Source organism: Oerskovia sp. Root22 (assembly GCF_001429135.1).
Classification (GTDB): Bacteria; Actinomycetota; Actinomycetes; order Actinomycetales; family Cellulomonadaceae; genus Oerskovia; species Oerskovia enterophila.
The window spans coordinates 510,518-523,902 of record NZ_LMIL01000009.1; the positions used below are offsets into that span (position 1 = coordinate 510,518).

Consider the following 13,385-nt stretch of genomic DNA (forward strand, 5'->3'; position numbering starts at 1 on the left):
GCGACCCTCACCTTGGCAAGGTGATGCTCTACCACTGAGCCACGTCCGCACTGCCGAACCTCGACCGGATCTCTCCGGCGTTTTTCGGCGCGTCACAGACTCTAGCCGAAAGATGGGGCAAGAGTCCAAATCGCCCCAGGTCAGTGCGTTGCGCGGCCGGGGCGGGGGTCGTGGGACGTGGCGAGAGCGAGGGGGCCGACCTGAGGGCCCCGGGCGGTCGCGTGTCGGGCGTCGCGTGGCCGGCGAGCGAGCGGGCGTACTCGGTTTCGCCAGGGTCGGCGTGATCTCGGGGGCTCCCGATGTCCGTGCCCGCGTCGTGGGGCTGCTGCTCGAGCTGGGTCGAGCGCGTGTCGACGAGGGCAAGGGGCGCGAGCCCGTGGATGGATCGAAGGTCACCGATCGGAACGGCGAAGGCCCCGAGAACCCGACGTCGGAAGGGGCCGTGGTCACGCGGCCGCCCGTGGCGCCGCTGGTGCGGCGGCCTGCTCGTGCGGTCCCTGTGCTGGTGGCGTGTCGTGCTGGCCCGCATCGGGCGCGCGTGGTCGGGCCCGTGGGACGTGGGGTGGGGGGCGGTGCTGTGCCCGCGTCGCACGGGTATGACAAAAGGCCGTCCCGGGTGGGACGGCCTTCGTGGTGGTGGGCGATACTGGGATCGAACCAGTGACCTCTTCCGTGTCAGGGAAGCGCGCTNGGGGTATGACAAAAGGCCGTCCCGGGTGGGACGGCCTTCGTGGTGGTGGGCGATACTGGGATCGAACCAGTGACCTCTTCCGTGTCAGGGAAGCGCGCTACCGCTGCGCCAATCGCCCAGGGCTGTTCTGCGAGAGAACAGCACAAGGGATACTGCCTTGCTGAGAGGTGGAGATGGGATTCGAACCCACGTGCACGGCTTTGCAGGCCGCTGCCTCGCCTCTCGGCCACTCCACCAGGGACTCGAACCCGACAAGTCCGRAGACTTATCCGAGCGGACGACGGGATTCGAACCCGCGACCCTCACCTTGGCAAGGTGATGCTCTACCACTGAGCCACGTCCGCACTGCCGAACCTCGACCGGATCTCTCCGGCGTTTTTCGGCGCGTCACAGACTCTGAGAGGTGGAGATGGGATTCGAACCCACGTGCACGGCTTTGCAGGCCGCTGCCTCGCCTCTCGGCCACTCCACCAGGGACTCGAACCCGACAAGTCCGAAGACTTATCCGAGCGGACGACGGGATTCGAACCCGCGACCCTCACCTTGGCAAGGTGATGCTCTACCACTGAGCCACGTCCGCACTGCCGAACCTCGACCGGATCTCTCCGGCGTTTTTCGGCGCGTCACAGACTTTAGTAGACGAGAGCGCTGGGCGTCCAACCGGACCAGGGCTTGCACGCGGCTCGGTAGCGTTGTGGGGTGCCAGCACTCCGAACCAGATTCCCCAGGACCCGCGCCGTTCCGCGGTTTCCTGACGCTCCGTCGGCTCGGATCGAGGTGGCGGAATGAGGCGCGGGTCACGCTCTCGAGCGGCGCAGGGTGTCTCGGAGATGCCCGACGCGCAGCGCTCTGACCTGCGCAGGGACGGATCTGACCCCGCGCTGGGCGGACCTGGCGTGGCGCCGGCGGTCGGTCCCGAGGGGAACGAGGGCTCCGATGCGAGGGGGTTCGCGTCGTTCGCCGGCCGCCACGGTCTCGGGGCCGTCGAGTGCATCGACCTCGCGGTCGACGCCGCCCGTCTCGCCGAAGGGCTGTGGTTCGTCGTCGCCGACTTCGAGGATCCCGCGCACGGGGGGCGCGCGCGGGCATGGCGCTTCGCCGACCACGAGGCACGCGACCACGGGGCGACCGGAGAGGACCTCCCGGCGCGCGTGGCGCCGTCGGGCCGCGAGGGCGCGTGGCGCGGGCCCCACCCCGACACCTGGCGCAGCTCGCTGTCCCGCGACGAGTACCAGGCCGCCGTGGCGGCCGTCCGCCACGCGGTGCACGAGGGGGACGTCTACCAGGCCAACATCTGCCGCGTGCTGGCTGCCCCCCTGCCCGCGGGCGAGAGTGAACCCGACGCGCGGGCGCTCGCCCGGATCCTCGCCGCGGGCAACCCCGCTCCCTACGCGGGCGCGATCCACGTGCCCGCGGCGAGCGGGATCGAGCCCGTGTGGGTCGTGACGGCCTCGCCCGAGCTGTTCCTGCGGCTCGAGGGCGGTGTGCTCTCGTCGGGCCCCATCAAGGGGACTGCGGTCACCGCGGACGGGCTGCGCGAGAAGGACCGCACCGAGAACGTCATGATCACCGACCTCGTGCGCAACGACCTGCAACGCGTGAGCGCACCCGGCTCGGTCGAGGTCACCGACCTCCTGGCCGTCGAGGCGCACCCCGGACTCGTGCACCTGGTCTCGCGCGTGCAGGGGCGTGTGCAGGTCGCCCAGGACGCCCCCGGTGGTCTGTGGGGGCAGGTGCTGACGGCGACGTTCCCGCCCGCGTCGGTCTCCGGTGCGCCCAAGTCCTCGGCGCTGCGGATCATCTCCGAGCTCGAGCGTGGGCCGCGCGGCCCCTACTGCGGGGCGGTCGGCTGGGTCGACGGCGACACGGGCGAGGCCGAGCTGGCCGTCGGTATCCGGACGTTCTGGTGGGCCGACGACGAGCTGAGGTTCGGGACCGGGGCAGGCATCACGTGGGGCAGCGACCCTGCCGAGGAGTGGGAGGAGACAGAGCTCAAGGCCGCGCGGCTCGTCGCGCTCGCCTCCGGCCAGGCTGCGGCAGACTGAGGTCATGTCGATCGTCGTGTGGGTGGATGGGTCCTTCGTCGAGCCGCGGGAGCGGGCGCTGAGCGCGCTCGACCACGGGGTGACCGTGGGGGACGGGATCTTCGAGACGTGCGCCGTGTACGGCGGGCAGGCGTTCGCGCTGACCCGTCACCTGCGGCGCCTGGGCCGGTCCGCGGCCGGCATGGGCCTGCCCGCGCCGGACGAGGCGCGCATCCGCGACGGGGTCGCGCAGGTCCTGGCCGCCGCGGGGGAGAGCGCGGGGCGCCTGCGCATCACGGTCACGGGCGGGTTCGGTCCCATGGGGTCGGGGCGTGAGGACGGCGAGGAGACCATCGTGATCGCCGCGGGTCCCGCGTCGCCCGGCCCGACCTCGCAGGCCGTGCGCTCGCCCTGGGTGCGCAACGAGCGCTCGGCCGTGGCCGGGCTCAAGACGACCTCGTACGCCGAGAACGTGGTCGCGCTCGCCGACGCGGTCGCGCGCGGGGGAGACGAGGCGATCCTCGCCAACACCGTGGGCGAGCTGTGCGAGGGCACGGGAGCCAACGTGCTCGTCGAGGTCGGCGGTGAGCTCCTGACGCCCCCGCTGTCGTCGGGCTGTCTCGCGGGCATCACGCGCGAGCTCCTCCTCGAGTGGGCCGCGGAGGACGGGCTGCCCGTCCGCGAGGCCGAGCTCCCGTTCTCGGTCCTCGACCGGGTCGTGGCTCCAGGGCCCGACGACGGAGCCTCCTCCGGCGTGGGCCTCGCCCTCGCGGGGAGCGTGCGCAACATCCAGCCCGTGGTCGCGCTCGACGGCGTCGCGGTTCGAGCCGGCGAGCTGTCGCTCGCGGCGCGTGAGCTGTTCGACCGCCGGCGGCGGGAGCGCATGGACCCGTGACGGGGTCGGGAGCGCGATGCTGGGGTGAGGTCACGCGGTGCGTGCACGCCGGTGGCGGCCTGCCGGGGTCGACTGCCCGCCCGCTGCGGGCGTGCCCGCGGACCGTGAGAAGCTGCTGAGGCCCGGAAACAGGCCGTTGCGTGACCGGCGGCGCTACGCTGGGGGAGTCCCGTCGAGGCGGGCTGGGAGGCCGGTCCGGAGGCCAGTTCGCGATCTGGGTCGAAATACGGCTAATATCTTCCAGGACGCACGGCCCGACCGAGAGGTTGAGTCGCAGCGGGCGATTGGCGCAGTGGTAGCGCGCTTCGTTCACACCGAAGAGGTCACTGGTTCGAACCCAGTATCGCCCACCGAAAGAGAAGGCCCCTGACCAGCGGAAACGCTGGCCGGGGGCCTTCTGCGTACGTGTGACGTACGAGTCGCGTGCAGAAGGTTCGGCCCGAAAGCACGACAGGCGACTCGCCCTGGTGGGAGACACGGTCAGGCCGCGGCGGGTGCGAGAGACTGCTCGGCGCGCTCTGCGCTGCCCGTGACGAGCCCACGATCGATCGCTCGCCGGGACGCGAGCCACATCACGACCGCGACCAGGAGCACGGCCGACTCTGAGACGGTCAGTGACCAGACGATGCCCGAGAGCCCGAACCAGAGGTTCCCGAGGATCACGATCGGGATGAAGAGCACGCCCTGCGCCAACGAGATCACGATCGCCGGGGTGGCGCGCCCCGTGGCCTGGAAGAGCGAGGTGAGGAGTCCGGTGAACCCGTTCATGACCATCGCGACGAGCTGTGCCGTGAGGATCGTGACGCCGATCGCGAGCATCGACGGGTCGGCCGAGAAGGCGGAGAACAGTGGCCCACGGAAGGCGAGCACGGTCGCCGCCGAGACCAGGGAGATACCGCCCACCGCGAGCGCGGAGACGCGCACGGCCGAGCGGAGACGGTTCCGGTCCCCCTTGCCGTACGCGTAGGCGAGCAGCGGGAGGACGCCGAGCGTGATGCCCATGACGAGGAACTCGGGCACCTGGGCGATGCGGACCGCGACGCCCATGGCCCCGAGCGCGCTGTCACCGTAGGCGACGGCGAGGTTGTTGAGCACCAGGGACGTGACGATCAGGAAGGAGGCCTGGAGCAGCTCGCTCACGCCCACGCCGAAGACGGGCTTGAGCACGGCGGGGGAGAGCGTGAACCACCGTGGAGCGAGGCTCATGTGCTCGCTGTTGCGTTGTAGCCAGCGGACGAAGTAGGCGACGAGGCCGAGGTTCGACAGGCCCATCGCGAGGGCCGCGCCGGCGACGCCCTGGTGCAGCACGAGGATGAGCAGGACGTCGAGCACGACGTTCGCGACCGTGGAGCCGACGAGCCCGATCATGACCTGACGGGCGGCGCCCTCGGCGCGCACGAGCTGTTCGAGGCAGAACGCCGCGGTCAGCACCGGCACGAAGGCGAGCATGACGCCCACGTACGAGCTCGTCGCGGGCACGGCGGCGGCATCCGCGCCGAGGAGCGACACGAGAGGGTTCAGCAGGAGCAGACCGAGGCCGCCGAACACCGCCCCGGCGACCACCGACCCCCAGACGGCGAACGACGAGACGTGCTTGATCTCGCCCGCCGTCGCGGGATCGCGGTCCACCGCGCCGAGCATCCGGGAGACGAGCGCGCCGCCGCCGACGCCGAACACGCCGCCGATCGCCATGACGAGCCCGAGCAACGGCGTGCCGAGCGTGATCGCGGCGAGGAGAGCGCTGTCGTGCAGCGAGCCGATGAATCCGGCGTTGATGACGTTGTAGACGGCGCCGACGATCATCGCGGCCGCCATGGGCACGCACAGGTGCACCAGGGCGCGGACGATGGGCGCGGAGGCGAGGTACCAGTGGTTGGTGCCGACGTCGTCCGTCGTCACCGTGGGGTCTAGGGTGTTCGAGCTCATGACGGCTCCTTTCGGGCAGGTTCGATGGCGCGGCGGCGGACACCGACGCGGCGAGTTGGGGCTGGTCGATCTGTGGGGTGGGGCGGCGGTGCCCTCGTGGCTACGAGCGGGTGGGCTGCGGCAGCTCCGCGGTGATCTTCGTGAGCAGGGCGAGCAAGGTGGCCCGCTCCTCGGGGGTCAGCGGGGCGAGGATCGTCTCGTCGGCCTCGGCCATCGCGACGTCGAAGCCGGCGATGAGCTCGGTTCCCGCCGGAGTGGCGAAGACACGCTTGCGGCGTTCGTCACCGCTCTGCGTGCGGCGCTCGATCAGGCCGCGGCGCTCGAGCCCCTGCAGGAGGCTCGAGACGCTCGCGGCGCTCGTGCGGCTGACCTCTGCGATGTCGCGCTGGATCGCCCCCGGGTTCTGCACGAGGTACCCGAGCACGAAGGCCTGCTCGTGGCTGAGGTCGCGCTCGCGGATCCAGTCCTCGCCGACCTTGCGCTGCGCCCATCCGATCCACCGGACCAGCTCGAGACTGCTGGAGAGTCTGATGCCCTGTTCGCTCATGGTTAGAACACTAACTGTTTGATCTCTAACCGTCAACCATCGAACTGATGGCTCGTACGCTTCCCGCCACCGGGCCCGACGGCGGCGACCTCCCTGACGAACGGCTGACGGCGTCGGACAGCGGCGAGACCTTCCCGGTCCACCTGACGGCGTCCCGAGGCATCCGAGGCATCCCGGAGGCCCGGCAACCGGGCTGCGCGCGACGACGGCGCCCCACCCGGTGCTTCGACCGGGTGGGGCGCCGTCGTCAGGCAGGGCGTCCGGCGCCGAGCAGGGCGCCTCGTGTCAGGCCGCGGCGACCTCCCGCGGGAAGAGCCGCGCCATGACGTCCGACAGCGCGATGACCCCGGCGACCGAGGCGCCGTCGGTCACCACGGCGAGGTGGTTGCGGGTCTCGCGCATCTGGGCGAGAGCCGCGTAGACGGGCACGGACCGTTCGAGCGTGAAGGGCGGCCGCATGAGCTCGGCCGCGGGACGGTCGAGGCCCACGTCGAGGGTGTCGCGCACGTGCACGACCCCCGAGATGCTGGTGTCGTCCCCGAGCAGGATCCGCAGGTGGCCGGACGCTCGCGTGGCCTCCTGCACGTCGTGGACGGTGGCGTCGAGCGGGACCATGGTGGGCCTGCCCTGACCTGTGAGCAGGTCGCCCACGGTGAGGGTCTGCAGGTCCAGTGCCCCCGAGAGCTGGGCGAAGTACGCCGGGTCCAGGGCGCCGACGTTGGCCGAGTGCTCGACGAGGTGACGCAGGTCGTCGGCGCTCTGGCCCGAGGCGATCTGCCCCGTCGGCTCGACGCCGACCTTGACCAGGCACCAGTTGGCCATGTTGTTGAGCCCTGTGAGCAGGGGGCGGGTCAGCCACATGAAGCCGCGCATGGGGATGGCCAGCAGCGTGGCCGAGGTCTCGGGGTGAGCGATGGCCCACGACTTGGGGGCCATCTCGCCGACGACCAGGTGCAGGAACGTCACGATGATCAGCGCGAGGACGAACCCGGCGGCGTCCGCGACCCACAACGGGGCGCCCCACGCCTCGAACGCGGGCGTGAGCCAGTGGTGGACGGCCGGCTTGGTGATGGCGCCGAGCGCGAGCGTGCAGGCCGTGATGCCGAGCTGCGACCCGGCGAGCAGCACGGTCAGCTCGGTCGAGCTGCGCAGCGCGGCCCGCGCCGAGCGGCTGTTGGGGGCGGCGTCCTCGAGGCGGTGCCGCTTGGCGGCGAGCAGCGCGAACTCGACGGCGACGAAGAACGCGCTGAGCGCGATGATGACGACGGTGATGGCCACGACGACCCAGGGGTTGCTCATCGTTCGCCCTCCTCGGTCTCGGGCGCCGCGTCAGGCGCGGCGTCGGGTGCTGGCAGCGGTCGGTCGTCCGTCGGGAACGTCACACGGACCAGCGACGGGACGTGACGCTCGACCTCGACCACGTCCACGCGCATCCAGGCGGGCTCCGGTTCCGCAGCGAGGGCGAGGTCGGCCGGGTCGAGCGGCAGCTCGACGACGATCCCCTCACCCGGTTCGAGCAGCGAGCCGTGCTGGTCGATCACCAGGCCCGCGATCGTCTCGTAGTCTCCCCGCGGCAGGTCGCGACCGATCGCGCGCTCGACCTCGTCGATGTGGGTGTCTCCGGGCATGACCCAGATCCCGTCGTCGTCGCGCGGGGCGATGGTGGGCGTCGCGGGGTCGTGCTCGTCGGTGATCTCCCCGACGAGCTCCTCGGCCAGGTCCTCTGCCGTCAGGACGCCGGCGAACCCGCCGTACTCGTCGATCACGCACGCGAGCTGGTTGCGGGTCTCGGTGAGCTCGCGCAGGGCGTCGGGCAGGCTCATCGCTGTCGGGACGACGACCACGGGGCGCATGAAGTCCTGGGTCGGGACGTCGTCGCCGTGCGTGGTCGTCAGCACGTCGACGAGGTGGACGACGCCCACGACCTGGTCGTCGTCGGCGAGCACCGGGTAGCGCGAGTGTCCCGCCGCCATCCGTGCCCGCACCTCCGCGAGGGTGTCGTCCGCGTGCACGACGTCGACGCGGGCGCGCGGGATCATGGCGTGCTCGACGTCGCGCTCGGGGAAGTCGAGGATGCGGTCCAGGAGGACCGAGAGCTCGCCGGGGAGGTCGCCGCTCTGCCGGGAGTCCGCGACGATGTGCTCGAGGTCACGGGCCGTCGCCGAGTGCTCGACGTCGTGGACCGGCTCGATCCGCAGCGCCTTGAGCAGGAGGTTCGAGGCCTGGTCGAAGATCTTGATGAGCCACCCGAACACGGCCAGGTAGATGGTCGTGGACCGGGCCAGCCACAGGGCGACCGGCTCGGGCCGGGCGATCGCGAGGTTCTTGGGGAAGAGCTCGCCGAAGATCATCTGGACGAACGTCGAGAACACCAGAGCCAGGACGGTGCCCACCGCGATGCCCACGCCGGTCGGGACGCCGACCCCGCCCAGGGCCTCGCCCAGGGACTCACCGACGAGCGGCTCGGCGACGTAGCCGACCAGCAGCCCGGTCACGGTGATGCCCAGCTGGGCGCCCGAGAGCATGAAGGACGTGCGCTTGGTGACGGCCAGGGCACGCTTGGCCCCCGCGTCGCCCGAGCCCGCGCGTGCGCTCAACCGTGACCGGTCGACCGCCATGTACGCGAACTCCTGGGCGACGAAATAGCCCGTCACGGCCGTGATCGCCACGATCACGACGACGCCGAGCAGGAGTGTCAGCACCCACATCAGAACCTGCACCCCCTCGTCGCAGCATCGGTGGCCGGCACAAGGGGGTTCGTACTGTCTGCGTCCATGTCTCTCTCAGATCGCGGGTGGATTCCGTCAGGTCAACGCGGAAGGAGGCCTGAGCGTTCCCAGGATCTCGCACGAGTTCTCCGCTGGGCCGCCCGCAGCCCCACGAGTGGTCGCCACGAGCGCTCGTCGCGGGCGGGAGGCAGAGACGTAGGGTGTGAGCGACGACCGACGGAGCGAGCGAGGAGATCGACATGGCTTCCACTGCCGTGGCCCAGGCGACCGTCAGCGACGTGCTGGCCGAGCTCGAGGCCCTGGAGGACCCCAAGATCCGTGCGGTGAACGAGCGCCACGGGGACGACCACGGCGTCAACCTCACCAGGCTGCGCGCGGTCGCGAAGAGCCTCAAGACCCAGCACGAGCTCGCGGAGCAGCTCTGGGAGACCGGAGACACCGCGGCGCGCCTCGTGGCGATCCTGGTCTGCCGCCCCAAGTCCTGGTCGGCCGCGGAGCTCGACGCCATGCTGCGCGACGCGCGTGTCCCCAAGGTGCACGGGTGGCTCGTGAGCTACGTCGTCAAGAAGAGCCCGCACGTCGAGGAGCTGCGCACCGCGTGGTTCGCCGACCCCGACCCGGTCGTCGCGAGCGCCGGGTGGGCGCTGACGACCGACCGCGTGGCGAAGTCCCCCGAGGGGATCGACCTGTCGGGGCTCCTCGACCGCATCGAGGCCGACATGAAGGACGCCCCCGAGCGCCTGCAGTGGGCCATGAACGAGTGCCTCGCGAACATCGGCATCCACCACCCCGAGCTGCGCGCCCGTGCGGTCGACATCGGTGAGCGGCTCGAGGTCCTCAAGGACTACCCGACGCCCCCGAACTGCACGTCGCCGTTCGCGCCGACCTGGATCGCGGAGATCGTCCGGCGTCAGACGCAGGCCTAGGGCCTGTCCTGTGAATGTTCTCGGCATGTGTCCGGCAATGTCTGGGTTGTGGGTGTTGGGCGTGGTGAGCTGACGGATGCGGCATGGGCGCGGATCGAGCCGTTGTTGCCGGTCGCAACGGGTCGTGGTGGGCGCTGGCGTGATCATCGGCAGGTGATCAACGCGATCTTGTGGCGGTTGCGCACTGGGGCGCCATGGCGGGACGTACCGGCCAAGTACGGGCCGTGGAAGACGGCCCACGAACGGTTGCGGCTGTGGACCGCGGACGGCACGTGGGAGACAATCTTGGACCATGTGCGGGTCAAGGACGACTCGATCGGGAAGATCGAGTGGACCTTCTCGATCGACTCGACGAACGTCCGGGTTCACCAGCATGGCGCCGGTGCCCGGAAAAAAGGGGCTGCAAGACCGACTGGGTCGAAGACCTCGCGGTCACTGATGAGGCGCTCGGCAGGTCGCGGGGAGGCCTGACCTCCAAGATCCACCTCGCGGTCGACGGTCGCGGGCTACCGATGAGCGTGATCCTCACACCCGGGCAGGCCGGGGACAACCCCCAGCTGCTGCCCCTGCTGGACCAGGTCCACGTCAAGCGCGAGGGGCCCGGGCGACCCCGCAAGCGACCCGACCGGGTCCTGGCCGACAAGGCCTACTCCAGCCCGGCGACCCGCCGGGCGCTGCGCGCACGCGGCATCGCGATCACCAGCCCCGAGAAGAAGGACCACGCTGCCAACCGCCAACGCAAGGGCTCAGCCGGAGGCCGCCCTCCCGCCTTCGCCCCCCAGACCTACGCCAGCCGCAACGTCGTCGAACGCTGCTTCAACCGCCTCAAACAATTCCGCGCACTGGCCACCCGCTACACCAAACGCGCCGCCTACTACCGCGCCGAACTCACCATCGCCGCCATCATCCTCTGGCTCCGCGAACCACAGGCCTCGCCCTAGGAGGGTTCCACTGGTTCGATACCGGCGCTTCGCTCAGTCGAATAGGGGGGCCATAATCGCGACAAGCCACCACCCGACTAGCACGACGAGCGGCCCACAGGCAATGGTAAGTACAAACACTCGTCGAGCTCCTCGCGATGTAAAGCCGACCACCCCCGCGAGTAGTACAAATGATCCGATCGCCAAGCTCGCGACGATCCAGTTGTACACGAAGAGGATCAGACAAGCGATGGCGAGGACTAGAGAAATCGCCACGGCCGCGAGAACGCGGCCGTCGTCCGATTCATTCGTCGGCGAGACGGAATCTGGTGATTTCGAGGGGGGCAGCATGACTCAGTTGAAGAGGACGTAGTTGGTGTGGAGCAGGTTGTTGCACGCGCCGCTCTTGGATTGAGTTCGCGACCAGGTATTGCCGCCGCCCGGGTAGCCCACGACCATCGTCTTCGTGTGATTGGTGTAGGTCGTCCCACCGCCAGGGCACGGGAAGGCGGTGTTGGCGAATGAAGCAACAGTATTGGCCGATGCCTGCGGGGTACATCCCCAAGGACTGCTGGTGTTGTACCCCGTCCGGTACCAACCGGTTCCGGCGTACGCGTACGTGCTGTGCTGAGGGTTGGTTGAGGTGATACACGTCCCGGTCGTGGTCCACTGGAGACCCGCGAAGGTTTGTGACACGACGATGAACAGTGGGTCGCGGTACTGGTTCGTCAGCGACTGGTAGAACGTTCCAGCGGCCCGGGCCACCTTGGCCTGTTGCAACGCGTCGAGGCTCTCTCTCGTATCAAAGAACGTGGCGATGGTCTTGGCAGGGACATCGGACACGGGGTACGTGGCTACCAAGTACTCGGATTCGCAGGTCGCCGGATCAAGCGACAGTTGAACACCGATCGTGACCGTCCCGGAGCTCGTGCGCTCTGAGCCGCCCGATGACGACTCGACGCACTCTCCTGACGCATTCCGGTAACCGGAGTCCGTGACGCTTGTGGCCTCGGGTAGAGCTGAGCGGTCAAACGACGGATTAGCGATCGTGCGGTCATCATCTATCGGGCCTTGTGCCCCCGCAGGAAGCCCTCCTCCCACGAGCAGGGCAAATCCCCCAAGTACTGACCGCGCGCTCCGAGCCAACATCTCGACGCCCCCTCATTGCGGCACAACTGGTGGTGATCTGGTACCGCGGACACTAGCAGTCGCCCAAGATCACGCAAGCGGGATCGGTGATATACAGGCTCATCGCAGTTGAGGGTGTAGCGCTGGGGGGCTGAGTAGGTCGGGGACGGGTCGAGGTCCCTCGATGATGGAAGTTCTCACACTGCCCATCTGGAAGACCTCGACGTGCCTGAACTTCTCTTCGATGTTCCTGATCTGACGACCTTCGCGCGGCTGGACGAGCTCGGCCTCGTTGTGGTCGGGCAGCGCCCGTTGATCACCTGACGGATGATCACGCCAGCGCCCGCCACGGCCCGTCGCGACCGGCAACAACGACTCGATCCGCGCCCACGCCACATCCGTCAACTCACCACGACCCACAACCACAACCACAACCACAACCACAACCACAACCACAACCACAACCACAACCACAACCACAACCAGGACATTACCGGACACACACCAACAACATTCACAGGACACGACCTAGCGGCCTCCGGTCACTGCCCGACGGGCGTCGTCGGCCCCTCGGTGCGGCCGCCCCCACCGGTTCGCGCGCCCACGGCCCGGCCACCGCTCGTGACCTCGCGGGCCCACGTCTGGAGCAGGCGTCGTTCGAGGGCCGTCGCGGGCTGGTCGCCGTCGGGCATGCCCGGGGCGAGCAGCGTTGCCGCCGTGAGCGCGGTCCCGCGGCGCGTCGTGCGGAGCAGCAGCGCTCCCGGGACGTAGCCGGCGTCCGAACCGGCTGCGTCCGCTGCGACCAGCTGGTCCGCGACCGTGTCCCGGAGGCGGAGCATCTCGCCGTGGGTGTAGAAGATCCCGCGTGTCTGTCCGTCGGCGTCGGCCGTGAACACGATCGCGGCGTCGGCGGACGGGTCGGCGGCGTCGGGGAGCGCCGCGCGCCGGGGCGCGTCGGGGAGGTCTGCCAGGCGGTGGGTCACCTGGAGCGCCGCGCGGCCGATCGCGGACAACGGGCCCACGGCGATCCGCGCGCGCACCGACGGGCGTCCGCGCGCCGCGCGAAGTCCGGTGACGTCGGCGATCACCACTCTCGGCTGGGCGAGCTGGTAGGCGGTGCGCCGCTGGCGGTGGGTCGTCCCGGTGGTGGTCGCGACCACGACTGCTCCGAGGTGCCAGCAGGCGTACACGACGGCGGTCCGGGTGGGCCCGGTGGGCAGGTGGACCGCGACGCGGTCGCCCGCAGCCACACCGAGGGTGCGCAGGCGCGCGGCGAGCTGGAGCGAACGGAGCGAGAGCAGGTGCCAGCTGACGGCGACCTCGCTGGCGTGAGGCGACCGGCTCCGGCGCACCGCAGGCCTGCGGTCTCCGTGGCGCAGTGCCAGGTCGCGGGGGAGGGAGTGTGCCTGCGGCTTCTCGACGGTCGTCATGAGGTGCTCCTTCGGTGGGGTGCGAGCGACGGTGCTCAGCAGTCTTTCCGCACGTCGGGGGACTCGTCGTCCACCTGCGGGAGCGGCGCCGTAACGCACCTGCGGTATGGGCGGGGGTGACGGAACACCGCGCCTGGACGACGACGTGGAGTGCTCGGCCGACCAGGCT

Annotated in this window: 11 protein-coding genes and 6 tRNA genes; 5 read left to right on the forward strand and 12 right to left on the reverse strand. The window is 70.0% G+C overall.

The genetic code is table 11. The features are described 5' to 3' along the window. Positions 1-734: 734 nt before the first annotated feature. The 5 genes from ASE15_RS12730 to ASE15_RS12750 form a co-directional block, all read right to left on the reverse strand. Positions 735-809: transfer RNA gene (locus ASE15_RS12730), tRNA-Val, on the reverse strand. Positions 810-856: 47 nt separating this feature from the next. Continuing rightward, positions 857-927, reverse strand: a tRNA-Cys gene (locus ASE15_RS12735). Between the two features lie 36 nt (positions 928-963). Further along, positions 964-1,035, reverse strand: a tRNA-Gly gene (locus ASE15_RS12740). A 57-nt stretch (positions 1,036-1,092) separates the two neighbouring features. Beyond that, a tRNA-Cys gene (locus tag ASE15_RS12745) sits at positions 1,093-1,163 on the reverse strand. A gap of 36 nt (positions 1,164-1,199) precedes the next feature. Continuing rightward, positions 1,200-1,271: transfer RNA gene (locus ASE15_RS12750), tRNA-Gly, on the reverse strand. 250 nt (positions 1,272-1,521) lie between these two features. Between ASE15_RS12750 and ASE15_RS12755 the strand changes: the two genes are divergently transcribed. From ASE15_RS12755 to ASE15_RS12765, 3 genes are all read left to right on the forward strand, one after another. After that, on the forward strand, positions 1,522-2,736 hold the full coding sequence (locus ASE15_RS12755) for a chorismate-binding protein (protein WP_082618421.1): 1,215 nt from the start codon (positions 1,522-1,524) through the stop codon (positions 2,734-2,736). A gap of 4 nt (positions 2,737-2,740) precedes the next feature. Continuing rightward, a complete protein-coding gene (locus tag ASE15_RS12760) occupies positions 2,741-3,610 on the forward strand; it encodes an aminotransferase class IV (protein WP_056763586.1) in 870 nt (289 codons plus the stop codon). Between the two features lie 278 nt (positions 3,611-3,888). Continuing rightward, positions 3,889-3,960: transfer RNA gene (locus ASE15_RS12765), tRNA-Val, on the forward strand. Positions 3,961-4,090: 130 nt separating this feature from the next. Here ASE15_RS12765 and ASE15_RS12770 read toward each other — a convergent pair. The 4 genes from ASE15_RS12770 to ASE15_RS12785 all read right to left on the reverse strand — a co-directional run bounded on the left by ASE15_RS12770 (position 4,091) and on the right by ASE15_RS12785 (position 8,791). Next, complete coding sequence (locus tag ASE15_RS12770) at positions 4,091-5,536, reverse strand: MATE family efflux transporter (protein ID WP_056763588.1); 1,446 nt, start codon at positions 5,534-5,536, stop codon at positions 4,091-4,093. A gap of 100 nt (positions 5,537-5,636) precedes the next feature. After that, the gene (locus ASE15_RS12775) at positions 5,637-6,083 is read right to left on the reverse strand and encodes a MarR family winged helix-turn-helix transcriptional regulator (RefSeq protein ID WP_056652197.1); all 447 of its coding nucleotides are present in this window, start codon (positions 6,081-6,083) and stop codon (positions 5,637-5,639) included. 285 nt (positions 6,084-6,368) lie between these two features. Then, on the reverse strand, positions 6,369-7,382 hold the full coding sequence (locus ASE15_RS12780; RefSeq protein WP_056652194.1) for a hemolysin family protein: 1,014 nt from the start codon (positions 7,380-7,382) through the stop codon (positions 6,369-6,371). Then, positions 7,379-8,791 (reverse strand): hemolysin family protein, encoded by a 1,413-nt coding sequence (locus ASE15_RS12785; RefSeq protein ID WP_056652192.1) that lies wholly within the window; start codon positions 8,789-8,791, stop codon positions 7,379-7,381. The genes ASE15_RS12780 and ASE15_RS12785 overlap by 4 nt, the downstream gene beginning before the upstream one ends. A 260-nt stretch (positions 8,792-9,051) precedes the next feature. On the opposite strand from ASE15_RS12785, the gene ASE15_RS12790 reads away from it, so the two are divergent. Both ASE15_RS12790 and ASE15_RS20410 read left to right on the forward strand, forming a co-directional pair. Next, positions 9,052-9,738 carry a DNA alkylation repair protein gene (locus tag ASE15_RS12790; RefSeq protein WP_200955957.1) on the forward strand — a complete coding sequence of 229 codons (687 nt, stop codon included), beginning with the start codon at positions 9,052-9,054 and terminating at the stop codon, positions 9,736-9,738. Positions 9,739-9,786: 48 nt separating this feature from the next. Further along, positions 9,787-10,679 (forward strand): IS5 family transposase gene (locus tag ASE15_RS20410; RefSeq protein ID WP_369800610.1). Its coding sequence is split into 2 segments (ribosomal slippage): positions 9,787-10,170 and positions 10,173-10,679, totalling 891 coding nucleotides; the frame shifts between segments, so codons are not numbered across the junction. A gap of 333 nt (positions 10,680-11,012) precedes the next feature. Here the strand turns inward: ASE15_RS20410 and ASE15_RS12800 are convergent. The 3 genes from ASE15_RS12800 to ASE15_RS12805 form a co-directional block, all read right to left on the reverse strand. Further along, positions 11,013-11,501, reverse strand: coding sequence for a hypothetical protein (locus ASE15_RS12800; RefSeq protein ID WP_056652183.1), 489 nt, complete (start codon positions 11,499-11,501; stop codon positions 11,013-11,015). Positions 11,502-11,906: 405 nt separating this feature from the next. Beyond that, positions 11,907-12,287 (reverse strand): hypothetical protein, encoded by a 381-nt coding sequence (locus ASE15_RS21215; protein ID WP_200960553.1) that lies wholly within the window; start codon positions 12,285-12,287, stop codon positions 11,907-11,909. Between the two features lie 41 nt (positions 12,288-12,328). Further along, positions 12,329-13,216, reverse strand: coding sequence for an AMP-binding protein (locus tag ASE15_RS12805; RefSeq protein ID WP_056763590.1), 888 nt, complete (start codon positions 13,214-13,216; stop codon positions 12,329-12,331). Positions 13,217-13,385 lie beyond the last annotated feature (169 nt).

Bases quoted from the DNA above. Each gene is read 5' to 3' on its own strand.
- ASE15_RS12755 (WP_082618421.1), top strand. From the start codon at position 1,522: ATGCCCGACGCGCAGCGCTCTGACCTGCGCAGGGACGGATCTGACCCC.
- ASE15_RS12760 (WP_056763586.1), top strand. From the start codon at position 2,741: ATGTCGATCGTCGTGTGGGTGGATGGGTCCTTCGTCGAGCCGCGGGAG.
- ASE15_RS12770 (WP_056763588.1), bottom strand. From the start codon at position 5,536: ATGAGCTCGAACACCCTAGACCCCACGGTGACGACGGACGACGTCGGC.
- ASE15_RS12775 (WP_056652197.1), bottom strand. From the start codon at position 6,083: ATGAGCGAACAGGGCATCAGACTCTCCAGCAGTCTCGAGCTGGTCCGG.
- ASE15_RS12780 (WP_056652194.1), bottom strand. From the start codon at position 7,382: ATGAGCAACCCCTGGGTCGTCGTGGCCATCACCGTCGTCATCATCGCG.
- ASE15_RS12785 (WP_056652192.1), bottom strand. From the start codon at position 8,791: ATGTGGGTGCTGACACTCCTGCTCGGCGTCGTCGTGATCGTGGCGATC.
- ASE15_RS12790 (WP_200955957.1), top strand. From the start codon at position 9,052: ATGGCTTCCACTGCCGTGGCCCAGGCGACCGTCAGCGACGTGCTGGCC.
- ASE15_RS12805 (WP_056763590.1), bottom strand. From the start codon at position 13,216: ATGACGACCGTCGAGAAGCCGCAGGCACACTCCCTCCCCCGCGACCTG.